Consider the following 24,108-nt stretch of genomic DNA (forward strand, 5'->3'; position numbering starts at 1 on the left):
ACCTCAGTGTATTACATTGTTCAGGGAAGACGGGTAGCTGACGGCTTCGGTCAGCGGGCGGACAATTGCCGGACGGAATGCAGTGCGGTTATATTCTCTGACCTCATCCGCACTGAGCAGCCCGGTACTGTACAGGGCAAACAGGCCCGGCAGATTCACCCTGCTCAGCGCGGTATAACCGATACCACCGGACGGCCGCATATTGATTTCCAGCAGTAGCGGCTGCCCGTGATGGTCATGGCGGGTCTGCACATTCACCAGTCCGTCGGCTTTCATCACCCGCGCACAGGCGCAGGCCAGCTCAAATGCAGCACCGTCATGTTCAAGGTATTGCAGGGAGCCTTCTTTGCGCCGTGCAACAGCAGCCAGCACCTCACCGTTATCCGCCAGAATATCCACGGAATACTCCGGGCCGGGCAAATAAGGCATCAGTACCTGCGCGGGGCATTTGTCAGCGCTTTCAAGGGCGGACAAATACTGCTGCGGTGTGGTGATCCGCCGTTCAGGGTTTGTGAACATGGACATCGGCGGCGTGTTGTCATCAAACTGCCAGAAACCGGCACCGTAAATGCCCTGAACCGGTTTAATACACAGCGGCAGCCCCGGAAACGGGGAACGGGTGAGTGCATCACGCAATTGTGCCGCAGAGGTGATCTGCACAGAAGGCACAACCGGCAGGCCGTGTGATGCCATCTCAGCAGCAAAGCGGACTTTATCATCCGCCACGGCGTAATCGGACAGAGAGGCGACGCCGGTTATCAGCCGGGTGCCGGAAGCCGTGATAGTGTTTCTGTGCGTTTCAAACCACGGGATATTCCGCCCGGCGTGGATTACCTGAATACCGTATTTCTCCGTAACAGACAGGATAAACGCCAGCCGCTCATTTTCATCAGCCGGTTCAGTCAGGGAAAAATCGGCTTCTGACAGGATCTCATGACGGGGCTGCCGGTGAGAGGCAAAAATCGTGAGATCAACCTGTAATGTCTGTGCGAACAGCCTGATATTCCGGATCAAGTCACGCTGAGAAGAGAGTCCTTCCGTCAGCCAGATCGCATGCACCATTATTGTTTATTCCTGTTCTGTTTTATCCGATAGATTAGGAGCGAGTTTATTTAGGATTAATCAACATGTCAATCATATTATGATTATGTTTAAATTGACAATCTACTGACTAAACCTGACATTTCCTGTAACTATTAATGTCATCATTTATGTTTTAACTATATGTTTAGATTGTATTATTAATTTAATGTGAAATATATCTTGCCAAAGAACTCCGTCATGATATGATTTTTTAAAATTCATTATCACCAGCACCTGTTGCCGGGTTTTATCTCCCGTTTAAGGAATGAAAATATGGTTTCATTGACGAAGAATCAGACGGTATCTCTCAGCAAGGCATCTGCCGCATTAAATCAGCTGCATTTCGGTCTCGGCTGGGATCCTGTTCAGAAAAAGAAAGGTTTTCTCGGTTCGCTGTTCGGCGGCGGTAACGACTCCATTGATCTGGATGCCAGCTGTATCCTGCTGGATAAAGACGGCCGTATTCTCGACACTATCTGGTTCCGCAAACTGAAATCAGACTGTAAATCCGTAATCCACGAAGGAGATAACCTGACCGGTGAGGGTGACGGCGATGATGAAGTGATCCGCGTGGATCTGAACCGTCTGCCGCAGAATACTGAATACCTGGCCTTTACGGTGAACAGCTTCCGTGGTCAGACATTTAACGATGTGGAAAATGCCTTCTGCCGTGTACTGGATCAGAGCGGTAAAGAGCTGGTGCGTTATCAGCTGAATGAACAGGGCTCACACACCGGTATCGTGATCGCTTCCCTGTGCCGCAGCGGCGGTGAGTGGAACTTTACCGCACACGGTGCTGCATGCCGCGGCCGCACGATTGATGACATGTCTTCTGACATCGTCAGTACGGTGGTGCGCTGATGAACATGACGCCCGGGGCGAATGCGCCCGTACCGCTGAAAACACTGCGGATTACGGTGCTGTCCGGTGCGGCGGCGGATGCCTCTGCGTTCCGTCTGTATGCTGACGGCAAAGTGCAGGGCGATCCGGACATGGTCTTCTACGGCCAGCCGCAGAATGATGACAACACCATCAGCTGGCAGCAGAACGGCAATAATACCGTCTTTACGGCGGATGTCAGCCGTCTGCGTCAGGATGTGCAGAAAGTTGCGTTTGTGGTCACCTGTGACGGCGGGCAGACTGTTGCCGGTCTGCGCAGCCTGGAAGTTCAGGTTGAGGCGGATCATGAAAAACTGCTCAGCGGCATTGTGGACACCGCCGGTCGTCAGGAAGCTGCACTGATCCTCGGTGAACTGTACCGCCGTAATAATGAGTGGAAATTCCGCTTTGTTGCCCAGGGTTTCAACGGCGGACTGAAACCGCTGGCGGAGCACTTCGGGGTGGATGTGGCGGCAGAATCTGCACCGGCAGCAGCGCCTGCACCAAAACCGGCAGAAAGCAAAATCAGTTTAAGCAAGATATCGCTGAGCAAAGAAAAGCCGTCAATCAGTCTGAGCAAGCGGGATAACTTCGGTGAAATCCGCATTAATCTGAACTGGCACCGGGACACTCAGAGCAGCAACTCCGGGGGCTTCCTCAGCAATGTGTTCGGTGGCGGCAACAAGGGAATTGACCTGGATCTGGGCGCATTCGTTGAGTTACAGAATGGTCAGAAATCGGTGATTCAGGCACTGGGTAATGCATTTGGTGATTACCGGCGCGAACCGTTTATTCAGCTGCAGGGCGATGATCGCACCGGCGCGGTTTCAGAAGGTGAGTGGCTGCATATCAACGGCGGCGAGTGGAAACACATCCGCCAAATTCTCATCTACGCCTTTATTTATCAGGGCGTACCGAGCTGGGACAAAACAGATGGCGTGGTGACGGTCTTTGTACCGGAACAGCCGCCGGTGGAAACCCGGCTGACAGAAGGGGACGACCGCCGCACCATGTGCGCGATTGCCCGCCTGGTCAATGAAAACGGGGCGATAAAAGTCGAACGTCTTAACCGTTTCTTTAAAAATCAAAGCGATATGGATGAAGCATTCGGGTGGGGTTTCCGCTGGAAAGCCGGCTCGAAATAATTTAAGTGAGGATACAGCAATGAGTATACTTAACCGGGTCAAAAGTGCGTTTAATTCAGGCCGCGAAGAGCTGACAAAACAGGTCAGCCGTTTCAGAAACCGTAAGTTTATGGAAGGTACAATCGCTGTCTGTGCCCGTATTGCGGTTTCCAGTGACGGGGTCAGTGCGGAAGAAAAACAGAAAATGATCGGTTTTCTGAAATCCTCTGAAGAACTGAAAGTATTTGAAACCGAAGAAGTCATTACATTTTTCAACAAATTGGTCACCAGTTTCGATTTCGACATGGAAATCGGCAAAGGTGAAACCATGAAATATATCCTGGCGCTGAAGGATCAGCCGGAAGCAGCGCAGTTAGCGGTGCGTGTCGGGATTGCAGTCGCGAAGAGTGACGGTAACTTCGATCAGGATGAGCAGAAAGCAGTAAAAGAGATCGCCGCTGCTCTGGGGTTTGACCCGGCAGAGTTCGGTCTCTGATTTTTATACCTAAGGGTTAATTATGGAATCAACACATATCGGTTTTCCGATGGAAACAGTCACCGTTTTCGTCATCCTCGCAATCGGTGCGATTTTTATTGATTTGTTTATGCACCGGGGCGATAAGCCGGTTTCACTGAAAAATGCGGCAATTTGGTCTGTTTTCTGGGTGGCTGTGGCAATGGGTTTTGCCGGGTTTCTCTATATCCACCACGGTTCGGAAGTTGCGAGCCTGTTCGTCACCGGTTATGCGCTTGAGAAAGTGCTGTCGGTCGACAACCTGTTTGTGATGATGGCGATTTTCTCCTGGTTCTCGGTTCCGGATCGTTTCCGCCACCGGGTGCTGTACTGGGGCATTATCGGGGCTATCGTTTTCCGCGGGATTTTCGTGGCGATAGGTACCGGTCTGCTGAGCCTGGGGCCGTATGTGGAAGTGATTTTCGCCCTGATCGTCGCCTGGACCGCTGTCATGATGCTGCGTAACCGCGAAGAGAAGGAAGAGATTGAAGATTACTCGCAGCACATTGCTTACCGGATGGTGAAAAAACTGTTCCCGATCTGGCCGAAACTGAGCGGACACGCCTTCCTGCTGACCCAGAAAGAAGTGGATGCCGAACTGGCAAAACCGGAGAACAAAGACGTCACTATCGGACGCGGTAAAAAAGCCGCTCTGTATGCCACACCGCTGATGCTGTGTGTGGCCGTGGTGGAACTGTCCGATGTGATGTTTGCGTTTGACTCCGTACCGGCGATTATCGCGGTGAGCCGTGAGCCGCTGATTGTTTACAGCGCCATGATGTTCGCGATCCTCGGCCTGCGTACCCTGTATTTTGTCCTGGAAGCACTGAAGCAGTATCTGGTTCACCTGGAAAAAGCGGTTATTGCGTTACTGTTCTTTATCGCGGTGAAACTGGGTCTGAATGCGACAGACAGCCTCTGGGGTCACGGATTACATATTTCGGCCACCAGCAGCCTGTTCGTGGTGCTCGGGGTCCTGGCACTGGGTATTGTCGCCAGCTTTGTTTTCCCGGAAAAAACGGAAAGTGCGGATAAGTAATTATCCGCCACCCGTCACTGATTTAACTAAGGAGTAAGTGAAATGAGCGTTTCTCTTTCTAAAGGTGGTAACGTGTCGCTGAGCAAAACAGCCCCTTCAATGAAAAACGTCCTGATTGGCTTAGGCTGGGATGTTCGTTCCACAGATGGTCAGGATTTCGACCTTGATGCCTCTGCCTTTCTGCTGACCGCCGCCGGTAAAGTGCGTGGCGATGCAGACTTTATTTTCTATAACAACCTGCGTTCATCTGACGGTTCAGTCACCCATACCGGCGACAACCGCACTGGCCAGGGCGATGGTGATGATGAATCTCTGATCATCAAACTGGATATGATTCCGGCGGAGATCGACAAAATCGTCTTCGTGGTCACTATCCATGACGCGCAGACCCGCCGTCAGAGTTTCGGCCAGGTATCCGGCGCATTTATCCGCCTGGTCAATGATGATACCAATACCGAAATCGCCCGTTATGACCTGACTGAGGATGCCTCCACTGAAACCGCGATGCTGTTCGGTGAACTCTATCGTCACGGAGCCGAGTGGAAATTCCGTGCCGTCGGCCAGGGTTATGCCGGTGGTCTGTCATCAGTCTGTGCACAGTACGGTATCAACGCGTCCTGAGTATTTTTTTCAGCGGGCTGATAACCAGCCCTCTTTATAATCCGCAGCAGGAGTCCGAAAATGGCAGTTTCTCTTACAAAAGGTGGTAACGTCTCCCTGACCAAAGAAGCCCCGTCAATGAGCGTGGCGATGGTTGGTCTGGGCTGGGATGCGCGTGTGACTGATGGTCAGGATTTTGACCTCGACGCATCTGTATTTATGGTGGGTGACGACGGAAAAGTATTATCCGACAGCCATTTCATCTTCTTTAATAACAAAATCAGCCCGTGCGGCGCGGTGGAGCACCAGGGCGACAACCGCACCGGTGAAGGCGACGGTGATGATGAGCAGGTTAAAATCAGCCTGAACACCCTTCCGGCAGATGTGAAAAAACTGGTCTTCTCCGTCACGATTTATGATGCGGAAGCACGTAAACAGAACTTCGGTATGGTCAGCAACAGCTTCATCCGTATCTGTAACAATGATAACGGCAGTGAAATTGCCCGTTTCGACCTGTCTGAAGATGCATCAACAGAAACCGCGATGGTCTTCGGTGAGTTGTACCGTCACGGTACAGAGTGGAAATTCAAAGCCGTCGGCCAGGGCTTCGCCGGTGGTCTGTCTGCATTAGCGTCTCAGCACGGTGTTAATATTTAATTATTGATATCAGCTGGTTGCCGTAAAAAATGCCCTGTCCGTGACGGACAGGGCATGCTGCGTTTACAAATCCGGCCGGGAGATTACTCGACTCCTGCTGCCTCCCCGGCCGGACGGCGCACATCGTTGGCACCGTATAAATAGCCTTCCCGCACCTTACCGGACACGGCGGCATCATTGCCGGAAGAGTCCGCACTGACTCCGGCGGCACCCGGTAACCCCACCATAATCAGCTCGGCGGCACCCCACGGTGTCTGTTCAACCATCTTATAACCCATTTTATCCAGCAAATTCAGTGAGTCTTTTGACACACCGCGCTGCTCGTAATACACCTCATCCGGCAGCCACTGATGGTGGATACGCGGTGCATTCACGGCCTCCTGCGGTGCCATACCGTGATCGATAATATTCAGTGCGGTTTGTAAGGTGATAGAGATGATCCGTGAGCCGCCCGGCGAACCGAGCACCAGGAAAATCTTACCGTCTTTGGTGACAATGGTCGGGCTCATGGAAGAAAGCGGACGTTTGCCCGGGGCAATCGCGTTGCGCTCACCCTGAACCAGACCGTACATATTCTTCTCGCCGATTTTGGTGGTGAAATCATCCATTTCATCATTGAGGAAGAAACCGGTACCCAGCGGGATCACCACCGCACCGAAACGGCCATTGATGGTATAGGTGGTGGAAACCGCATTGCCTTTGTTATCCACCACGGAATAGTGTGTGGTTTCCGGTTTTTCATGCGGGCCTGTACCCGGCTGCACCTGAGCGGAAGGTGTGGCTTTACCCGGAATGATTTCTTTGCGCAGCTCTTCCGCATAGGCTTTGCTGGTCAGTTTTTCGGTCGGGTTTTTCACAAACGCCGGGTCACCGAGGAAGGTGTTGCGATCCATATACGAATGGCGCATTGCCTCTGTCAGAGTGTGAATATAATCCGCTGAGTTAAAGCCCATTGCTTTCAGATCATAACCTTCCAGAATATTCAGGGTCTGGCAGATAGTCACACCGCCGGAGCTCGGCGGCGGGGCGGATATAAATTCATAGCCGCGATAGGTGCAGGTGACCGGCGCAACCTCAGAAATGGTGTAATCCGCGAAATCTTTGGCGGTCAGCTTACCGCCGCCTGCCTGAGAGGCCTTTTCCACGATTTGCGGGATGTCACCTTCATAAAAAGCGGGAGGGCCTTCTTTGGCGATGCGTTCCAGGGTATTGGCCAGATCGGATTGAATCAGGCGGTCGCCGGGCTGGAATGCGGAGCCGTCAGGTTTAAGGAAAATCCGCGCTGCTTCCGGATCCTGCTTAAAGCGGGCGGTGGTGGTGTCCAGCACATCGGTATCTGCGCGGGTCAGGATAAAACCGTCACGGGCCAGTTTTATCGCCGGAGCCATCACCTGCTCCCGTTTCATGGTACCGTATTTTTCCAGGGCATAATCCAGCCCTTTCACCGTTCCCGGCACCCCGGCGGCGAGGTAGCCGTACAGGCTGGCATCTTTGATCAGATTGCCGTCTTTATCGAGATACATATCCGCAGAAGCGGACGCCGGGGCCGTTTCGCGGAAATTGATGAAAATATTTTTTCCGTCTGCCAGATGCAGGGTCATAAAGCCGCCGCCGCCGATATTACCGCAGCAGGGATTCACCACCGCCTGAGCGTAGCCGACAGCCACTGCCGCATCCACCGCGTTACCGCCGGCTTTCAGAATATCAGCCCCGGCCTGTGACGCCAGATGCTGGGAAGAGACCACCATCCCGTTGCGGGCTTCAGCGGCGGGTTCGGAAGCGGCATACAATTGCGGGGAAAGCAGCAGAGAGAGCAGAAGAACAGGTGTTCGCCATGGGGTTATCATTATTATCTCCGTTGAACGTGCAGGGTTTTGTATGAGGGATTGATTGACTATTTGTTAATTAATAGTTAATTAACGTATAGCAGGGATACCAATATTTGAGAAATGGCGTGCGGGAAAATGTGAAACCGGGCAGAAAAGCAGGATGGGGAGATAATAAAAAACCCGGATAGCCCGGGTTATGCAGAACAGCGTGTCATTACGCAAACGAGACGGAAAACCGGTGCCGCCGCACCGGTTAACACAATCAGGCTGTTTTTTCTTCTTTCATGATTTTGTTCAGTTTCGGTACGATAGCCCACATAATCAGGCCGGCAACTGCCGTTGCGATACCGATTTTACCGAACACATCAGTGTAGATACCGAGAGTCTGAAGCGGATCAGTCACGCCTTCCGGCGGTGCGGTAAAGGTCGCCACGTAACCGCCCAGCAGTGTTGCCATTGCCTGGGTCAGGAACCACATCCCGAGAATAAAGCCCATCAGGTACTGCGGAACGAACGCAGCCACCATCGCCAGACCCAGCGCACTGATCATCAGCTCACCGACGGCCTGGAAGAAGTAGACCAGGACGATAAACCATGGTGATGTCAGACCGGACGCATCGGCAAACCACATACCGGATGCAGCGGCTGTCAGGAAGCCGGCGGAGCAGCAGAACATACCGATGGTGAATTTACCCGGCATGGAGAAATCTTTGCCGCGTGCGCCCATCTTGCTGTAGAAGTAAGCCAGAACCGGGCTCAGCACGATGATCCAGAACGGGTTCAGTGCCTGGAAGCTGACCGGATGCACATCAATACCCATAATGGTGTGATGCACGTTATAGATAGCGAAGAAGTTCAGTGAAGTCGGCATCTGGGCATACAGCACATAGAAGATAACCGCTTCCAGCATCAGAACAAACGCCACATACATCTTGTTCCGCTCAACACCTTTCAGTTTGAAAGCTTCGCGGAAGAAGAAGAAGATAACCACAGCGGTGACGCCGAGTAACACATAGTTGGCAATAATGACGTTGTGCAGTAACCATGCACACAGGAAAACAGTTGCCACACTACCGGCGATGACGACCAGCAGGCTGCCGAATTTTATTGGTTTGTGATCCGGCTCGGAACCGATATTACGCACCATTTTCTGACAGAACAGGAAGACCGCCAGGGCGATCAGCAGGCCGATACCACAGATGTTATAAGTAACGGTATAGCTGTATTTGTCCGCGATAACCGGTGCCAGTGACAGGGAAATCAGAGAGCCGATGTTGATCGACATATAGAACAGGGTGAATGCCCCGTCCAGACGCGGGTCTTTCGGCGGATAGCATTTTGCCAGCAGACTGGCCGGGTTGGCTTTGAATAAGCCGTTACCGACAGCAATGGTACCCAGTGCGTAGAAGATCAGGTCCGGGTGCATGATAGACAGGCCGGTCATAAAATAACCGACAGCCATCACGATGGCCCCTAAGATGATGGTCCGTTTGGTCCCGAGGACGTGGTCACCGACGTAACCACCGATGGAGATCAGACCGTATACCAGCGCGGCGAATGCCCCGAAGGTGATGAATGCCTGTTCCTGACTGAATCCCAGTTTCTGAACAAAGTAGACGGCCAGGATGCCTTGCACACCGTAATAGCCGAAGCGTTCCCACAGCTCCACGATAAAAATCATGAAGAATGGCTTGGGTTGGTTAAACAAACCAACCTGCGCGGGTTTACTCATGGTTTAATGCCTCTTATTAATAATTATTCATCACGCAAAAGCCTTCCCGGCATCGCGGAGGCAAAGCTAAAAGATAAACTCTTGCGTAAGGTTGAGTGTTTGCGTATTTGTCAGGGTATTTGCCAAAGGGCTCAGACTAATATATTGCTGTCTGAGCATCTCAAAGACAGATCACACTTACTGCAATAATTAATATCATAATTGAAATAAAATTCATTAGATTGACATCAATAATTAGTCCGCAATGGTTTTGTTGATGGCGTATTGAGCAGATTGATGGTTATTTATTCTGTTGTCCGGAGGGGGGCGGAATTAAATATGACAAACTGTAACAGGTATTTTTCTGATGAATAATGATTCGTTAACACATGATGTGTTAACGAATATTATGACAATAATGAAAGAGGATCAGGCAACTGCAGCAGCGGGGATATCACCGGTTTCGACAGTGCGGAAATCGCGGCGGAAGTAAATCAGGCCGTGACCTTCGTCGCGGACATCAATATTGCTGATCTCTGCCATAAAGATATTGTGTGTGCCGATTTCCTGCACCTGAGTCACCACGCCTTCCAGACAGGCCAGTGAGCCGTGCAGACAAGGTTGTCCCAGCGCTCCCGGCTGCCAGTGATCACCGGCAAAACGCGCGTCCATACTCAGGCCGGTCATCCCGGCAAAATCACACGCCAGTGCCTGGTGTTCATGGGTGAGCACATTGACACACAAACGTCCGTTGGCTCTGAACACCTCACTGAGCGCACTGCTGCGGTTGATGCACACCAGCAGGGTCGGCGGCGTATCCGTGACAGAGCAGACCGCGGTGGCGGTCAGCCCGCCGCGCCCGGCGTCGCCGTCGGTGGTGACGATATTGACGGCAGCGGAGAGTGTCGCCATTGCGTCGCGGAACAACAGACGCTGTGAATTATCCAAAGACATACCAACTCCCGGTGGGATAAAAAATGTGACGCAATTGTTGCTTATTTGCGAATGATACGCAGTCTAATGATAGCCGGGGAAAAATACAAGGGAGAGTCAGAAAATGCGGCTGCCGGAAGGACAGCCGCAGGCGGTGGTCAGCGGGGATTAACGGATCCCGCCGAAGCAGAGGTATTTGATTTCCAGATAGTCATCAATACCGTGGCGGGAGCCTTCACGGCCGAGGCCGGATTGCTTGATACCGCCGAACGGTGCCACTTCCGTGGAAATAATCCCTTCATTAATACCGACCATTCCGGCTTCCAGGGCTTCAGCCACGCGGTAGACCCGGCCGATATCGCGGGAATAGAAATAAGCGGCAAGACCGAACTCACTGTTATTTGCCGCGCGGATGGCTTCTTCCTCATCGCGGAAACGCACCAGCGGTGCCAGCGGGCCAAACGTCTCCTCACGGGTCACCAGCATGTCTGAAGTCACACCGGTCAGGACTGTCGGCTCAAAAAATAATCCGCCCTGTGCCGCCGGTTTCCCGCCGCTGACAACAGTCGCACCTTTGCTGACCGCATCGGCGATATGCTCACTGACTTTGCGGATAGCGGCCTCATTAATCAGCGGCCCCTGTTGTGCTTTTTCGTCGGTGTACGGCGCAACATGCAGGGCACTGACAGCCTCCGCCAGTTTCCCGGCAAAGGCATCATACACACCATCCTGCACATAGAGACGGTTGGCGCAGACACAGGTTTGCCCGCTGTTACGGAATTTGGCGGCCATGGCACCGGCAACCGCCGCATCGAGATCGGCATCATCAAACACAATAAACGGTGCGTTACCGCCCAGTTCGAGAGAGAGCTTTTTAACCGTCTCCGCACTCTGCGCCATCAGCAACTTGCCGACACGGGTGGAGCCGGTAAAGGAGATCTTGCGCACGACCGGGCTGGTGGTCAGTTCGCCGCCGATAGCCGCCGCATCAAGCCCGGTGACAACATTGAATACCCCGGCCGGAATACCGGCCTGTTCCGCGAGTGCCGCCAGCGCCAGAGCGGAAAGCGGGGTTTCCGCGGCCGGTTTCAGTACCATGGTACAGCCTGCCGCCAGTGCCGGAGCGGCTTTGCGGGTGATCATCGCATTCGGGAAGTTCCACGGTGTGATAGCACCGACCACCCCGATCGGCTGGCGTATGGTGGCGATCCGCTGTCCGCTCTGTGTGGCCGGAATGGTTTCGCCGTACACGCGCTTGCCTTCTTCGGCAAACCATTCAATAAAGCTGGCACCGTAGGCTATTTCCCCGCGTGATTCTGCCAGCGGTTTGCCCTGCTCCAGGCTCAGGAGTTGTGCCAGTTCCTCCTGATTCTCCATGACAAGAAAAAACCAGCGGCGCAGGATCTGCGCACGGGCTTTGGCGGTCAGGGCGCGCCAGCCCGGCAGGGCATTTTCAGCGGCGGCAATGGCAAGCCGGGTTTCGTGTGCGCCGAGGTCGCTGACGCGGGTGATCAGTCCGCCGGTGGCCGGGTTGGTCACATCAAACGTGGCCTTATCCTGTGCATCGGTCCACTGACCATTGATATAGCCGCCGGTGCGCAGCAGGGAAAAGGAAGGATTGGTTAACGATGAGGTGAACATAGAGAGCTCCGTTGCGTTTTCTCAAAAAAGTGATGAGGGCACTGAGATATCAGCAGAAGACCATTGATTTATTGTTAATATGGCGTTAATAAAAGGAGAGTCCTTTGGGTCTTCGTGACTGATATGCTTTTTATTCTAACAGAGGATGTCTGATTGCGCATTTTCCCGATAAAATTGCGCCTTTTTTTGATAACGTCGATGTTTATGATGTGAGTACATCGCGGAGAAATTACCCATTATGCATGAATCATTACTTATCGCCCTTTTGCAGGCCCGTGAAGTGGTCCTCGGCTACTTTCGCCCGACCCTGAAAGCACACCAACTGACGGAGCAGCAGTGGCGGATCATTCGCATACTGGCTAAGACCCCGTCGCTCGATTTTCATCTTCTGGCACAGAAAAGCTGTATTCTGCGTCCCAGCCTGACCGGTATTCTGACGCGGATGGAAAAAGCGGGCATTATCCACCGCCTCAAGCCCCTCAGTGATCAGCGCAAACTCTACCTCTCCCTGACTGACGAAGGCATGGCACTGTATCACCGTGTGCAGGCGGAAGTGGAGACCGGCTATCAGGCGCTGGAATTACAGTTCACACCGGAGAAGGTACGCCAGCTCTATGCACTGCTGGATGAGCTGGTTGCACTGCCGCAGCGCGACAACGAAGAAGAATAAAAAAAGGCCGCTCAGATGAGCGGCATTTTTACAGTGACAGGCTTACTTCTTGCCGAGCAGATGCAGGAAGTGAATATGTTTTTCGTACTGGTCAAGGATGTCATGAATAATCTGCTCCTTGTTCCAGCCCATAATGTCATAATCCTGTCCGCCCTCTTTCAGATGGATTTCCGCGCGGTAATAGCGGTGTTCCTCATCTTTTTCCTCGTCGGTCATACCGGAAAGGGCAAAGGACGGCTGATTGTAATAGCGCAGCCGGGTTTCATAGATAAAGTTCATATCATCCCCCAGATCGACCTCAAAGGTGATCCGGTCGTCGCGGCTGCGGTCGATATGGCTCGGTGTGCTCTGTTTTTCCAGCTCCTGAGACACCATGTCCATCGCCTCTGACACCACTTCATCAATAAAGCGTTTGACCAGCGAACGTTTCGGGAAATAGCCGATATTACGCAGACGGCGCTGCCACGGGATCGGGTTGCGGCTGGCGGTCGGTGCAATGGTCGCCAGTTGCTGACTGTCGCGTTTATGCACATCAATCCGCAGGGCTTTGATCAGTCCGTAAATCGAGAACAGCAGCACAACCGCAAACGGCAGGGCGCTGGCGATAGTTACGGTCTGCAGGGCGGATAATCCCCCGGCCAGCAGCAGAGTGATCGCCACCACGCCCATCAGTCCGGCCCAGAAGATCCGCTGCCAGACCGGCGTGTGGGTATCCCCGCCGGAGGCCAGGGTATCCACCACCATCGCGCCGGAGTCAGCGGAAGTGACGAAGAAGACAATCACCATCAGCATGGCAAAGAAAGAGAGCACCGTGGAGAACGGGAAATACTCGAGGAACTGGAACAGTGCCAGTGACACATCCTCTTTCACCACCGCGGCGAGGGCGGTTGCACCCTGATTTTTGATCAGATCAATGGCGGTATTACCGAAGAAGGTCATCCACAGCAGGGTAAAGCCCGCCGGGACAAACAACACGCCGAAAACAAATTCACGGATGGTGCGCCCGCGTGAAATCCGCGCGATAAACATCCCGACAAACGGCGACCACGACAGCCACCAGCCCCAGTAAAGCAGGGTCCAGCCGCCCAGCCAGTCGTCTGACTTCGGCTCATAGGCAAAGAGATTAAAGGTATTACTGACGATTTCAGAAAGATAGCCGCCGGTGTTCTCAACAAAGGATTTCAGCAGCAGCACGGTCGGGCCTAATACACCGACCATAATCAGCAGCAGAACCGCCAGGCCGAGGTTCAGCTCTGACAGAAAACGGATGCCTTTATCCAGACCGGACACAACCGACAGCGTGGCCAGTGAGGTGATCACCACAATCAGCACCACCTGAACAGTTTCTGTCTGCGGCAGGCCGAACAGATGATTCAGCCCGGCATTCACCTGTAACACGCCGAAGCCGAGGGAGGTCGCGACCCCGAATACCGTACCGACCACAGCGAAAATATCCACCGCGTGACCGGCTGCGCCGTAAATACGGTCACCGATAATCGGGTAGAGTGCGGAACGCAGTGTCAGCGGCAGGCCGTGGCGGTAGCTGAAAAACGCAAGGATCAGCGCCACAACCGCGTAAATAGCCCAGGCGTGTAACCCCCAGTGGAAGAAGGTCAGGCGCATGGCCTCTTTTGCCGCTTCAACCGTTTCCGGTGTGCCGACAGGCGGGGAAAGATAATGCATCACCGGCTCGGCGACACCGAAGAACATCAGCCCGATCCCCATCCCTGCGGAGAACAGCATGGCGAACCAGGAAATATAACTGTATGCCGGACGGGCGTGATCAGGGCCGAGTTTAATATCACCGAAACGGGACAACCCCATAAAGGTGACGCTCAGTAAAATCAGGGCGACGGCGAGGATATAGAACCAGCTGGCATTTTTAAACAGGCTGGTCTGAAGGGCTTTAAGGTGTATGTCCGCCGTCTGGGGAAACAGGGCGGCAAAGCCGACAATCAGAAGAATAACCAGGGCCGAAATATAAAAAACCGGCGGGTTAATCTTCATTTTTTTTGCGGATTGTTCAGTGTCCTGATGACTCATGAATTATTCCTTTTATCAGTTGCAGATAACGCCGGCAGTAAAAAGGGGAGAACTGCATCAAAGCGTCAGATTTTCCTTCTGAAAACGGTACGCGGCTGCGTAGCGGTAAATAGAAACCCCGGCAAAATAGTATCAGCGGGAGATCAGAAAAAACGGAGATAAATACAGGTTAAACCTGCGGAAAAAATGCGGTGATATTAGATTTTATTCCCCCGGTTGGTGAAAAAAAGAGGATTATAGTGCCAAAAATGTCACTCTGCGGCAAGTCACGGGGTATTTTTGAGGGAAAAAGAGATATTTTTATCTGTGAATTTTATTTGCGGTAATTGACAAATTGCCTGAAATAACACAATAAAAAAGCCGGAAACAGTCATTGTTTCCGGCTGACGGCTGTTTTACGGATTGATACGGGATATTACCTGTTCAGGTTTACTGAGCATCTGCGGGTTTTCCGCTGACATCCTGTTTCAGCTCATCAATTTTTTTATCAGCGGCGGCTTTGGCTTCATCCGCTTTCTGTTTCAGCTCTGCGGCTTTTTCTTCCGCGGCTTTTTTGGCATCTTCACCTTTATCTTTGGCATCAGCCAGCAGGGCATCAGCCTCTTTTTTCAGTTCATCCGCTTTGGCATCGGCACTGTCACGGATTTCGGCAGCTTTCTCTTTGGCGTCAGCCATCACCGCGCCGGCTTTTTCTTTGGCATCACCGGCGGCTTCAGTTGCATTCTGTTTCAGTTCAGCGGCTTTCTGCTCTGTTTTATCCGCTGCCTCTTTGGCATCCTGCTTTATTTCATCCGCTTTCTGCTCTGCGGCTTCCTTAATCTGCGCGGCACCTTCCTGTGCTTTCTGTGCGGCGGGATCCGTTTTGCTGCTGTCGTCACACCCGGTGGCCAGTGCAAATACCCCCGCAAGGATGAGTGAACTTAATAATGCTTTTTTCATGATTAACTCCTCTTCAGCAATACTGAGTAAAATAACCGGATAACATCGTGTCCGCGATTATTGATTATATAATAAAATCAGGCAGTCTGCTGACAGATATAATTTTCTGTCAGGGTTATCCCTTTCAGCATAGAAAATGAAGCGCCGGTTGTATAGTGCTGAGGGGGATTTATCAGTAACGGCATAAAATAATATCCCGCTGCATAAAAATATCCGGTAATATCAATACAGAATGCAGTCTTATAAGCGCAACATAGTAACATGTTTTATTTCAGTTGGTTAGCGTTGTTTGTCAGTGTAAGGAAATACCATGACATATTATCTGCTGGTTATCGTTAAATTTATCATCGGCTTTGTTATTGTGTTAACGCACATGAATATCTCCGGGAAAACCCAATTATCACAAATGACACCGGTTGATTTTATTGGAAACTTTGTACTGGGCGGCATTATCGGCGGTGTTATTTACAGTGATACTATTCCGCTGACGCAATATATTATTATTCTGCTGATGGGGGTGAGTTTTATCAGCATAATCAATTGGGTCAGCAAACATATCAGTGTGCTGCGCGCGGTGACTATCGGTAACCCGATCCCCATTATTAAAAACGGGGCGTTTATCATGGACAGCATTCATGAGAAGCGCAATAAAATCGATATTCTGAATATCACCTCCCGCATGCATGCACAGGGGATCTATTCATACCGCGATGTGTACTATGCGCAGATAGAGCCGGACGGCCAGCTGACGGTGATTTGTGACCAGTCACAGATGCCGTCAGTTATTGTGATGAAAGACGGCGTACCGCGTAAATATGAGCTGGAACAGATTGGTCATGATGAGGCGTGGCTGGCAGAGTGCCTGAAACAGCAGGGAATTGACGATCCTGAGACCGTATTCCTGGCGGAATTTTATAACGGCAACCTCAATGTGGTGATGAAGGACGGGCGGATGACCAGCCATCACAGCGAGCCGTCACAGCCGTAAGGTTTTTTCTCTTACGGCACGATAACGACTTTTTCCGGATATTTCTCACGGAATTCGTGCGCTTTCTGCCATTTATCGTCACAGATAATTTTATCGATAACGGCAATCTCCGCGATCTTTAAAATCCCCTGCTGGCCGAATTTGCTGGAGTCGGCCAGAATAATTTTCTGCTTACTTTTTTCCAGCATTTTCCGCGCAATCATGCCTTCTTCAACGCTTTTGACCAGAATACCTTCATCGCGCACACCGCCTGCACCAACAAAGGCGAAGTCCGCATAAATATGATCGATTTCATGCAGGGTTTTCGCGCCGAGATTGGCCCGGAATTCATGGCTGTATTCACCGCCCAGCACATACACTTTCGCCAGCGGGTTCTGCGAGGCGATTTTATCCGCGATAAGGGCGGAGTTGGTGAAAACGGTAAATGCAATCGCCGGTAACTGCGCGGAAAACAGCAGCGTTGTCGAACAGGAATCGATATACAGTGTGTCGTGCTCGGAAATCAGCCCGGCAGCGTAGCGCGCGAGGGTCATTTTTTCCTCGCGGTTCAGTTCCAGCCGCTGTTCAAAGCTGCCTTCGCTGACACTCTTTTTCTTCATCGCCCCGCCGTGAATTTTGATGATCTCGCCTTCTTTCTCCAGAATGGAGAGATCACGGCGGATCGTCTCAGAGGTGACATTCAGTGTATCAGCAAGATCCTGCACACTGACTTCCCCCTGCTGATTCAGCAGATCGAGGATGTATTCCTTTCTTTTTATCGGATTCATGACCGTTCTCATCACACTCGTAAACATGAACAATATTAGCGCATTATGTGTCGTTGCGGAATGCCGCTCTGTAATGATGAAGTGCGGCAGCAACGCCATCCTCCCGGCAGTCAGCCGTAATATACCCGGCGGCCTGCTTCAGTGCCGGTACGGCATTGCCCATTGCCACGCGCAGATCCGCTGCGGCAAATAAAGAGAGATCGTTTTCCTGATCCCCGATGGCCATGATGGTTCCCGGCCGCAGAATACCGCGCTCCGCCAGTATTTGCAGGGTACTGCCTTTGCTCACGGATGCGGGAACCAGTTCAAAATAGTGCTGATCGGTAAAGAATGCGCTGACCTTTGCCGGTAACTGCGGGCGAAGGTTTTCAGCCCGTTGCCGCAGGGCTTCCGCTTCCCCGCACAGGGTGATTTTAATGATATTTGTCCGGCTGAAAATATCGTCTGCCGCGAGTGTCTGTATTGGCAGGCCGAATAATTCAGCTTCATGAATTGTGTATTCTGATATTTCCCCCGGCGGACAGAGCAGAGCATCCTCCCCGAAAGCATGCCAGCCGGTGGTGAGCAGGTTTTGCAGTGCGGATAACACGGCCGGAGAGAGGGTTGCCCGGTTGAGAACGGATTGTGTGCGGCAGTCATAAATCACCGCGCCGTTACAGGCGCCGATAGCGCGGAGCACCGGAAGCAGCCCGGCGCTGTCCGTCAGAGACAAAATCGCCCGCAGCGGGCGGGCAGAGCAGATAACAATATCCGTTTCCGGCGGCAGCGCCAGCAGTGCCCGGCGGTTGCCCTCTGAAATACGGTTATCCGGATGTAAAAGCGTGCCGTCGAGATCGATAGCCAGTGTGGTCATAAAAAGCCTCAGCGGGAGCTGTGCCCCCGCCCGGGAATACCGTCAGTTATGATGAATAAAGGATTGGGTGACCTGTGCGGCCGCCTGACATACCACGTTATCAATCGCGGTGCCGACCACTAAAATATTCACACCGGTTTCTTTAAACGCTTTGGCATTGGCGACGTTAATACCGCCTTCCGCCAGTGTCGGAACACTGACCGCGCCCACCAGCGCTTTCAGCCGGGCTTTAATCTGTTCCGGAATTTCACCGGCGGCCACGCCCTCGTAGCTCATACCGGTCATCAGGCCGATCATATCCACGCCGATGGCTTCCATTTTCTTCGCCACTTCCGCGACCTCTTCCGGGGTTTCCGCCGGGATGCCGAAGGTATGCAGATCGTCCGGGTGGCCGATGTAGGCATCCACGGTCAGGCCGAAGCGGTGCGCAAGACTGACAATATCCGCCAGATCCTCAAAAGTGGATTTATGGGTGTGCAGGCCGTCAGCTCCGGCACGGGCGATCTGTAAAATATCCTCTTCTGTCACCGGCACCGGGATGGTTTCGGTGAATCCGCCGGCGATCCCGACCGTAATAAAAACATCATCCGGGATCACATTACGGATACCGTTGACGGCTTCCGCCATCTGCGCGGTGGAGATCTCATGGCGGATCTGCTCGGCGGCGTGCATGTTATTCACGCCTCTGTGTCCGCGTGCCAGCGCCAGCGCCGGATGGTTCGGCTCCAGCATTTTGACCCCGGCATCACACACTGCTTTCGCCAGTCGCGCGTCATCACCGGTGATACCTGTGCTGAGCAGAGTCTGCCCGTTGTGCAGCGCAATAGCATTTCTGACTTTCGCCATGGCCTGTTCACGTTTTTTATTCATATCACCTATAAACATATCAACCTCTTATTACTTTTTTTGTGTTTTTGTATGACGGCACCCGGAGGTGCCGTTTTTATAAAGCCCTGGTGTTGGCGTGTGATATTTTTCACACTTATTCATTGCTGTGTTGTCTTTGCATCAGCCTGCGGCTTTCGCGGTTGTCACGGCACTGAAACGGTTGGCGATGACAGTAATGGCGCAGGTTAAAACCAGAATCACGGTCATGGTCAGCGCCATGTAAAGTGCGTTACTGGATAAGAACGGAGAGGCAAACGCCGGGACATACGCCACCCCTTTGACATTAAACATGCCGAGCATCATGCCGCCGATCCCGGCGGAGAGAATGGCACCGCCGAACACGATTTTGTTGGCAAACATGAAGGGATACGCCGATTCCACAAAGGTGCCGAATCCCAGATTGATAAGCAGTCCCGGGGCGGCGACAGCGGCCTCACTGCGTTCACGCGGGGCAATGACGTTTGCTAGGTTAATACCGGCGGCAACCATCACCAGCCCGACCATATCCACCGCGCCGAGGAAGCTGACACCGGTTTTTTCCATCTCGAGCAGTACCAGCGGCAGGATCACCGCGTGATACACACCGCCGAGGATCGCAGGCCAGATAACCAGACCAGCCAGCAGTCCCGCCAGAACCGGACTGAAGGCGAGGGTGCTTTCCAGCGCCAGTTTGATGTAGTTACCGGCCAGCAGCGCCAGCGGACTGAGGAAATAGAACATGATAAGACCGGCGGCCAGACCGGAAATCCCGCCCGCCACGATGTTGACGGTGGTCATCGGAAATTTCCAGCTGATGCACAGGGCAAACAGGTAACGGACAAAAATACCCGCCATGATCCCGCCGGCGATCCCGCCGATCAGACCACCCTCGACCGAGAGCACCCCGGCGACAACCCCGGAAACAATCGAAACCTCATCCAGTTCGGAGACCTGTTTGGCGGCAATCACCGCCACAATCACCGGCAGCCCTTTGAGCAGCAGCTGGAAAATCGCATCCAGGCTTTCCAGTCCCGGGATGTGGCTCAGCGCCAGTACAATCGCCATGGCAATAAAGCCGGGCAGCGCGGGGATCATAATGCCGCGGATATTCATCCGCTTAAGCAGACTCTTATCGGATGGCCCGCCGGTGCTGCCTGCACTGCCCAGAACCGGACGGAATTTAATACCCCAGTGTTTACACAGGGAGGAGATAAACGAGATAGCCCGGGTTCTGCTGGTGGTGCCGGTGGTACCCGAGGTGGCAATCACATTGGCACCGGCGGCGGCGATATGGGCCATCGAGGTGCCGCCGGTACCGGCGATCGGCACTTTCTTTTCCGCTGCGGCCTGAAGTGCCAGGCGGTTGGCGTTGTGCGGATCGCCGCTCATAATAATGATGCCGTCGATATCGCCCTGTTCTATCAGCCGGGTAATCTGTTCATCACTGCCGCGCACGGCATCATTGACTTCTGCGAGGGTGCCGGAGAACGTCACCGCTGGCACGGCATCTGCTTCTGTCAGGGTGTAGACCGCGGCAGCGGTAGAGGGTTTGGCAACATCCATCGACGCCTGTGCTGCAATAAACTGCACTGCAGCAACAGAAACACCGGCGGACTGACATTGTGTGTAGATTTCGCTCAGAAGTTTTTCAGGATCTGCACCACCGAGGTTGTACAGGTTCCCGCCACTACTGCCCAGTATGACAATTTTTTTCATAATCGGACCTCAGGGGATTCAGGGTAAGTAACGACTTATTGTTGTTTTTTGTTGATATTGCTTGGTATAACAACGTAAATCAACACATCAAAATAGGGCGTATTGTTTATGAAATAATCACTGAATTGATTCGTTTCGGGTAAAATAGTGTGGAAATGTGATTTTTGTAGTGTGATTAGCTGGTAATGTCGGGATTTTATTTTATTTAATGCTGTTTAATTATTAGCTAATTATTTTGCTTTATGTTGTTTTGTGTGAGTTTGATCATAATTAACCGTGTCAATCACACAGAGAAACCACATAAAACAAAAAAAGCCACTCTGGGGAGTGGCTTCAGAATAAAGATAAAAAACGGATCAGCCCGGCAGATTAACCAGTGAGTCGCGGGTGATATCGCGGATGGTTTTTGCTCCGGTCAGTGTCATTGCCACGCGCATCTCTTTATCAATCAGATCCAGCAGGTTTTCGACTCCCGCCTGTCCCTGCGCCGCGAGGGCATAGACAAAAGCACGGCCGAGCAGGACAGAATCTGCCCCCAGCGCCAGCATCCGCACCACATCCAGCCCGTTGCGGATCCCGGAATCACTGAGAATAGTGATGTCTGATTTCACCGCGTCGGCAATAGCAGGCAGAGCACGGGCGGTGGAGAGCACGCCGTCCAGCTGGCGGCCGCCGTGGTTGGAGACCACAATACCGTCCGCACCGAAACGCACTGCATCTTTCGCATCTTCCGGATCCAGGATCCCTTTGATAATCATCGGGCCTTCCCAGAACTCGCGGATCCATTCGAGGTCTTTCCAGGAAATGGACGGATCGAAGTTTGCCCCCAGCCAGCCGATATAATCTTCCAGTTTGGTCGGCGCGCCGCGATAGACCGAGATATTACCCAGATCATGCGGTTTGCCCAGCACGCCGACATCCAGCGCCCAGCGCGGGTGAACCATCGCCTGTAACACACGGCGCATGGCGGCATTCGGGCCGCTCATCCCGGAATGGGCATCACGGTAACGCGCACCCGGCACCGGCATATCAACAGTAAAGACCAGGGTTTTGACCCCGGCGGCTTTGGCGCGCTCGAGGGCATTTTTCATAAAACCGCGATCGCGCAGTACATAGAGCTGGAACCACATCGGGCGCTCAATCGCCGGAGCAACTTCCTCAATCGGACACACGGATACCGTGGACAGGGTAAACGGAACGCCTTTATTGGCTGCCGCTTTCGCCGCCTGCACTTCACCGCGCCGTGCGTACATCCCGGTCAGCCCGACCGGCGCCAGGGCAACCGGCATCGCCAGTTTTTCCCCGAACAGTTCAGTTTCCAGACTGAGAGACGACATATCGCGCAGCACCCGCTGACGCAGGGCGATATCCGCCAGATCCGCCGTATTGCGCTTCAGGGTATGCTCGGCATACGCCCCGCCGTCAATATAGTGAAACAGGAAGGGTGGCAGTCTGGATTCGGCAGCCGCCCGGTAGTCTGTTGAAGCGGAAATAATCATCTTAAGTACCTGTATATGTATGTAACAAACTCAGCACTGTGCCCGGTTACAGGGTCAGTATCAGTGCCATCACGGCGGCAATCACGCCGTAGATAAACATCGGAACCACTGTCTTTTTGATAATGGATCCTTCGGCGTTGGTAATTCCGAGGATGGTGCAGACAGCGATAATATTATTCAGACACACCATGTTCCCCATGGCACCGCCGACAGACTGGAGCGCGAGGGTTAAATTGACATTCAGGCCGGTGGTCTGGGCAATGGATTGCTGGATCCCGCCGAAGGTCAGGTTGGACACGGTATTGGAGCCGGAGAAGAACGAGCCGAGTGCGCCGAGATAAGAGGCGAAATAGATCCAGCTCTCACCGGTGGCTCCCGCCAGTGAGCGGCCGATAATGTAAACCGGCGCATTTTCGCCGCCCTGCATCATCAGGTTTACCATAATCAGTGCACCGAACAGGGCAATAAACGGCTTGTTGGTCTGCTGTGCGGTCTGCACAAACATGGTTTTTACCTGAGTCCGTTTCAGGCGGAACAGGAAAATACCGATAAACACCACGAGGAAGAACGGGATCAGCGCCGGGACATACAGCGTTTTATAATCTGCCGCCGCCGGGGTGCCGAATACGTTGCTCAGGCGGACAATCAGTGCATCACTCAGTGTGATATGGCCGAGGAAACCCAGAGTGCCTTCCCAAATCACGTTAGTGCTGTTGAGCAGCCCTTTCAGGCCGAGCTGGTGGATGCGGGTAACAATCAGAATACCGATCAGCAGCAGGGTCGGGGTCATCGCTTTGATAACCTGCCCGAACGGGATCACTTTTTTCTCTGTTTTTTGTTCAGTGCGGGTCAGGCCGATACCGGCACGGGCGGTCACGACAGAAATCCCGAGGCCGATCGCCCCGCCGAGCAGCGCCGGGAACTCATAGTTGACCTGAGCCAGCAGCAGATACGGCACGGTACAGGCGAGCACGCTGATCAGAATAAACACGATATTACGGCGGATCTCCTGCCAGCTGACAATAAAACGCAGTGCCAGCATCGGGATCACAAATGCAGCCACAAAGTGGATCAGCGCTGAGTAGTGGCTTATCTGATAAACACTCTCTTCATTCAGCCCGAGGTTGGCAAAACCAAACCAGGTCGGTGTACCGACGGCGCCGAACGAAACCGGCACGGAGTTCATCACCAGCGTCAGCAGGGCAACCCGCATGGCCGGGAAACCGAGACCGACCAGGATCGGTGCGGCGATAGCGGCAGGCGTTCCGAACCCGCTTGCGCCCTCAATGGTAAAGGCGAATGCCCAGCCGATAATCATCAGCTGTGCCACCGGATTGGGGCTGATATTTTCCAGCCAGCTGCGCACCACGTTTTCTGCGCCGCTCACCTGCATCAGCTTATTGAGCATAATCGCCCCGGCAATGATGGTGATCGGTGTCAGCACAGAAATAAAGGCGGTGACAATATTGGCGCTCAGCAGTGTGAGATCCGTTTTAAACCAGAACAGCTGGATACAGAACACCACAGCGGCCGTGAAAGGTAATGCAATGTAGGAAGGGATACTGCGGCGTTTTGTCATCATCCAGATTAACATCACGATCGGTGCAAGACTGAAAAAAATAGCCATAAAGCCCTCTGACATTATTATTGTTTTAAAAATAAATGTTGTATGCAGGATTCGTTAAATTTTCATTACGGAATTATTTTAATCACAACCAAAAAGAATTATCTATGCTGCATTTTTTTAACAATTGAA

Annotated in this window: 21 protein-coding genes; 8 read left to right on the forward strand and 13 right to left on the reverse strand. The window is 52.8% G+C overall.

All coding sequences use genetic code 11. The features are described 5' to 3' along the window. Positions 1-3 precede the first annotated feature (3 nt). Positions 4-1,062: an ATP-grasp domain-containing protein gene (locus X965_RS10465; RefSeq protein WP_036417998.1), complete on the reverse strand. Its 1,059-nt coding sequence runs from the start codon at positions 1,060-1,062 to the stop codon at positions 4-6. 294 nt (positions 1,063-1,356) lie between these two features. On the opposite strand from X965_RS10465, the gene X965_RS10470 reads away from it, so the two are divergent. The 6 genes from X965_RS10470 to X965_RS10495 are packed head-to-tail and all read left to right on the forward strand — an operon-like array spanning position 1,357 to position 5,896. Then, positions 1,357-1,944 (forward strand): TerD family protein, encoded by a 588-nt coding sequence (locus X965_RS10470; protein ID WP_004238857.1) that lies wholly within the window; start codon positions 1,357-1,359, stop codon positions 1,942-1,944. Then, a complete protein-coding gene (locus tag X965_RS10475; protein WP_004235934.1) occupies positions 1,944-3,107 on the forward strand; it encodes a TerD family protein in 1,164 nt (387 codons plus the stop codon). Before X965_RS10470 ends, X965_RS10475 begins: the two co-directional genes overlap by 1 nt. A gap of 19 nt (positions 3,108-3,126) precedes the next feature. Further along, positions 3,127-3,582 carry a tellurite resistance TerB family protein gene (locus tag X965_RS10480; RefSeq protein ID WP_004235933.1) on the forward strand — a complete coding sequence of 152 codons (456 nt, stop codon included), beginning with the start codon at positions 3,127-3,129 and terminating at the stop codon, positions 3,580-3,582. A gap of 22 nt (positions 3,583-3,604) precedes the next feature. Beyond that, on the forward strand, positions 3,605-4,639 hold the full coding sequence (locus X965_RS10485) for a TerC/Alx family metal homeostasis membrane protein (RefSeq protein ID WP_036418001.1): 1,035 nt from the start codon (positions 3,605-3,607) through the stop codon (positions 4,637-4,639). Between the two features lie 42 nt (positions 4,640-4,681). Then, a complete protein-coding gene (locus tag X965_RS10490) occupies positions 4,682-5,260 on the forward strand; it encodes a TerD family protein (RefSeq protein WP_004238854.1) in 579 nt (192 codons plus the stop codon). A gap of 60 nt (positions 5,261-5,320) precedes the next feature. Then, positions 5,321-5,896 (forward strand): TerD family protein, encoded by a 576-nt coding sequence (locus X965_RS10495; protein ID WP_036418003.1) that lies wholly within the window; start codon positions 5,321-5,323, stop codon positions 5,894-5,896. 83 nt (positions 5,897-5,979) lie between these two features. Here the strand turns inward: X965_RS10495 and ggt are convergent, their stop codons facing one another. From ggt to X965_RS10515, 4 genes are all read right to left on the reverse strand, one after another. Beyond that, the gene (ggt, locus tag X965_RS10500) at positions 5,980-7,743 is read right to left on the reverse strand and encodes a gamma-glutamyltransferase (RefSeq protein WP_036418005.1); all 1,764 of its coding nucleotides are present in this window, start codon (positions 7,741-7,743) and stop codon (positions 5,980-5,982) included. A gap of 244 nt (positions 7,744-7,987) precedes the next feature. After that, the gene (gene dtpB, locus X965_RS10505) at positions 7,988-9,457 is read right to left on the reverse strand and encodes a dipeptide/tripeptide permease DtpB (protein ID WP_015422504.1); all 1,470 of its coding nucleotides are present in this window, start codon (positions 9,455-9,457) and stop codon (positions 7,988-7,990) included. 408 nt (positions 9,458-9,865) lie between these two features. After that, positions 9,866-10,390: a 4-hydroxyphenylacetate 3-monooxygenase, reductase component gene (gene hpaC / locus X965_RS10510; protein WP_015422505.1), complete on the reverse strand. Its 525-nt coding sequence runs from the start codon at positions 10,388-10,390 to the stop codon at positions 9,866-9,868. A gap of 147 nt (positions 10,391-10,537) precedes the next feature. After that, positions 10,538-12,010, reverse strand: a complete 1,473-nt coding sequence (locus X965_RS10515; RefSeq protein WP_036418007.1) for an NAD-dependent succinate-semialdehyde dehydrogenase — start codon at positions 12,008-12,010, stop codon at positions 10,538-10,540. A 238-nt stretch (positions 12,011-12,248) separates the two neighbouring features. Here X965_RS10515 and hpaR point away from each other — a divergent pair, with 238 nt between their 5' ends. Further along, positions 12,249-12,680 carry a homoprotocatechuate degradation operon regulator HpaR gene (gene hpaR, locus X965_RS10520; protein WP_036418009.1) on the forward strand — a complete coding sequence of 144 codons (432 nt, stop codon included), beginning with the start codon at positions 12,249-12,251 and terminating at the stop codon, positions 12,678-12,680. Between the two features lie 42 nt (positions 12,681-12,722). Here the strand turns inward: hpaR and X965_RS10525 are convergent, their stop codons facing one another. Together X965_RS10525 and X965_RS10530 are read right to left on the reverse strand one after the other, a co-directional pair. Beyond that, the gene (locus X965_RS10525; protein ID WP_004235923.1) at positions 12,723-14,723 is read right to left on the reverse strand and encodes a choline BCCT transporter BetT; all 2,001 of its coding nucleotides are present in this window, start codon (positions 14,721-14,723) and stop codon (positions 12,723-12,725) included. Between the two features lie 429 nt (positions 14,724-15,152). After that, positions 15,153-15,662 carry a hypothetical protein gene (locus X965_RS10530; RefSeq protein WP_004235922.1) on the reverse strand — a complete coding sequence of 170 codons (510 nt, stop codon included), beginning with the start codon at positions 15,660-15,662 and terminating at the stop codon, positions 15,153-15,155. A gap of 310 nt (positions 15,663-15,972) precedes the next feature. Here X965_RS10530 and X965_RS10540 point away from each other — a divergent pair, with 310 nt between their 5' ends. Further along, positions 15,973-16,650: a DUF421 domain-containing protein gene (locus X965_RS10540; RefSeq protein ID WP_036418011.1), complete on the forward strand. Its 678-nt coding sequence runs from the start codon at positions 15,973-15,975 to the stop codon at positions 16,648-16,650. An 11-nt stretch (positions 16,651-16,661) separates the two neighbouring features. Here the strand turns inward: X965_RS10540 and X965_RS10545 are convergent, their stop codons facing one another. The 6 genes from X965_RS10545 to X965_RS10570 all read right to left on the reverse strand — a co-directional run bounded on the left by X965_RS10545 (position 16,662) and on the right by X965_RS10570 (position 23,979). Next, on the reverse strand, positions 16,662-17,417 hold the full coding sequence (locus tag X965_RS10545) for a DeoR/GlpR family DNA-binding transcription regulator (RefSeq protein WP_004238842.1): 756 nt from the start codon (positions 17,415-17,417) through the stop codon (positions 16,662-16,664). A 43-nt stretch (positions 17,418-17,460) separates the two neighbouring features. After that, positions 17,461-18,270, reverse strand: a complete 810-nt coding sequence (locus X965_RS10550; RefSeq protein WP_036418013.1) for a Cof-type HAD-IIB family hydrolase — start codon at positions 18,268-18,270, stop codon at positions 17,461-17,463. Between the two features lie 42 nt (positions 18,271-18,312). Further along, positions 18,313-19,155 carry a hypothetical protein gene (locus X965_RS10555; RefSeq protein WP_004235917.1) on the reverse strand — a complete coding sequence of 281 codons (843 nt, stop codon included), beginning with the start codon at positions 19,153-19,155 and terminating at the stop codon, positions 18,313-18,315. Positions 19,156-19,278: 123 nt separating this feature from the next. Beyond that, positions 19,279-20,853: a PTS sugar transporter gene (locus tag X965_RS10560; protein ID WP_036418015.1), complete on the reverse strand. Its 1,575-nt coding sequence runs from the start codon at positions 20,851-20,853 to the stop codon at positions 19,279-19,281. A 356-nt stretch (positions 20,854-21,209) separates the two neighbouring features. Then, complete coding sequence (gene lldD / locus X965_RS10565; protein WP_004238839.1) at positions 21,210-22,352, reverse strand: FMN-dependent L-lactate dehydrogenase LldD; 1,143 nt, start codon at positions 22,350-22,352, stop codon at positions 21,210-21,212. A 46-nt stretch (positions 22,353-22,398) separates the two neighbouring features. After that, positions 22,399-23,979 carry an L-lactate permease gene (locus tag X965_RS10570; RefSeq protein WP_036418016.1) on the reverse strand — a complete coding sequence of 527 codons (1,581 nt, stop codon included), beginning with the start codon at positions 23,977-23,979 and terminating at the stop codon, positions 22,399-22,401. Positions 23,980-24,108: the final 129 nt, after the last annotated feature.

The organism is Morganella sp. EGD-HP17, from assembly GCF_000512315.2.
GTDB lineage: Bacteria > Pseudomonadota > Gammaproteobacteria > Enterobacterales > Enterobacteriaceae > Morganella > Morganella morganii.

What these genes read in the sequence shown, in the direction of transcription:
- X965_RS10525 (WP_004235923.1), bottom strand. Translation starts at nt 14,723, where the DNA reads ATGAGTCATCAGGACACTGAACAATCCGCAAAAAAAATGAAGATTAAC.
- X965_RS10555 (WP_004235917.1), bottom strand. Translation starts at nt 19,155, where the DNA reads ATGTTTATAGGTGATATGAATAAAAAACGTGAACAGGCCATGGCGAAA.
- ggt (WP_036418005.1), bottom strand. Translation starts at nt 7,743, where the DNA reads ATGATAACCCCATGGCGAACACCTGTTCTTCTGCTCTCTCTGCTGCTT.
- X965_RS10470 (WP_004238857.1), top strand. Translation starts at nt 1,357, where the DNA reads ATGGTTTCATTGACGAAGAATCAGACGGTATCTCTCAGCAAGGCATCT.
- X965_RS10550 (WP_036418013.1), bottom strand. Translation starts at nt 18,270, where the DNA reads ATGACCACACTGGCTATCGATCTCGACGGCACGCTTTTACATCCGGAT.
- X965_RS10570 (WP_036418016.1), bottom strand. Translation starts at nt 23,979, where the DNA reads ATGGCTATTTTTTTCAGTCTTGCACCGATCGTGATGTTAATCTGGATG.
- hpaR (WP_036418009.1), top strand. Translation starts at nt 12,249, where the DNA reads ATGCATGAATCATTACTTATCGCCCTTTTGCAGGCCCGTGAAGTGGTC.
- X965_RS10515 (WP_036418007.1), bottom strand. Translation starts at nt 12,010, where the DNA reads ATGTTCACCTCATCGTTAACCAATCCTTCCTTTTCCCTGCTGCGCACC.
- X965_RS10465 (WP_036417998.1), bottom strand. Translation starts at nt 1,062, where the DNA reads ATGGTGCATGCGATCTGGCTGACGGAAGGACTCTCTTCTCAGCGTGAC.
- dtpB (WP_015422504.1), bottom strand. Translation starts at nt 9,457, where the DNA reads ATGAGTAAACCCGCGCAGGTTGGTTTGTTTAACCAACCCAAGCCATTC.
- X965_RS10490 (WP_004238854.1), top strand. Translation starts at nt 4,682, where the DNA reads ATGAGCGTTTCTCTTTCTAAAGGTGGTAACGTGTCGCTGAGCAAAACA.
- X965_RS10530 (WP_004235922.1), bottom strand. Translation starts at nt 15,662, where the DNA reads ATGAAAAAAGCATTATTAAGTTCACTCATCCTTGCGGGGGTATTTGCA.
- X965_RS10485 (WP_036418001.1), top strand. Translation starts at nt 3,605, where the DNA reads ATGGAATCAACACATATCGGTTTTCCGATGGAAACAGTCACCGTTTTC.
- X965_RS10475 (WP_004235934.1), top strand. Translation starts at nt 1,944, where the DNA reads ATGAACATGACGCCCGGGGCGAATGCGCCCGTACCGCTGAAAACACTG.
- hpaC (WP_015422505.1), bottom strand. Translation starts at nt 10,390, where the DNA reads ATGTCTTTGGATAATTCACAGCGTCTGTTGTTCCGCGACGCAATGGCG.
- X965_RS10560 (WP_036418015.1), bottom strand. Translation starts at nt 20,853, where the DNA reads ATGAAAAAAATTGTCATACTGGGCAGTAGTGGCGGGAACCTGTACAAC.
- X965_RS10545 (WP_004238842.1), bottom strand. Translation starts at nt 17,417, where the DNA reads ATGAATCCGATAAAAAGAAAGGAATACATCCTCGATCTGCTGAATCAG.
- X965_RS10540 (WP_036418011.1), top strand. Translation starts at nt 15,973, where the DNA reads ATGACATATTATCTGCTGGTTATCGTTAAATTTATCATCGGCTTTGTT.
- lldD (WP_004238839.1), bottom strand. Translation starts at nt 22,352, where the DNA reads ATGATTATTTCCGCTTCAACAGACTACCGGGCGGCTGCCGAATCCAGA.
- X965_RS10495 (WP_036418003.1), top strand. Translation starts at nt 5,321, where the DNA reads ATGGCAGTTTCTCTTACAAAAGGTGGTAACGTCTCCCTGACCAAAGAA.
- X965_RS10480 (WP_004235933.1), top strand. Translation starts at nt 3,127, where the DNA reads ATGAGTATACTTAACCGGGTCAAAAGTGCGTTTAATTCAGGCCGCGAA.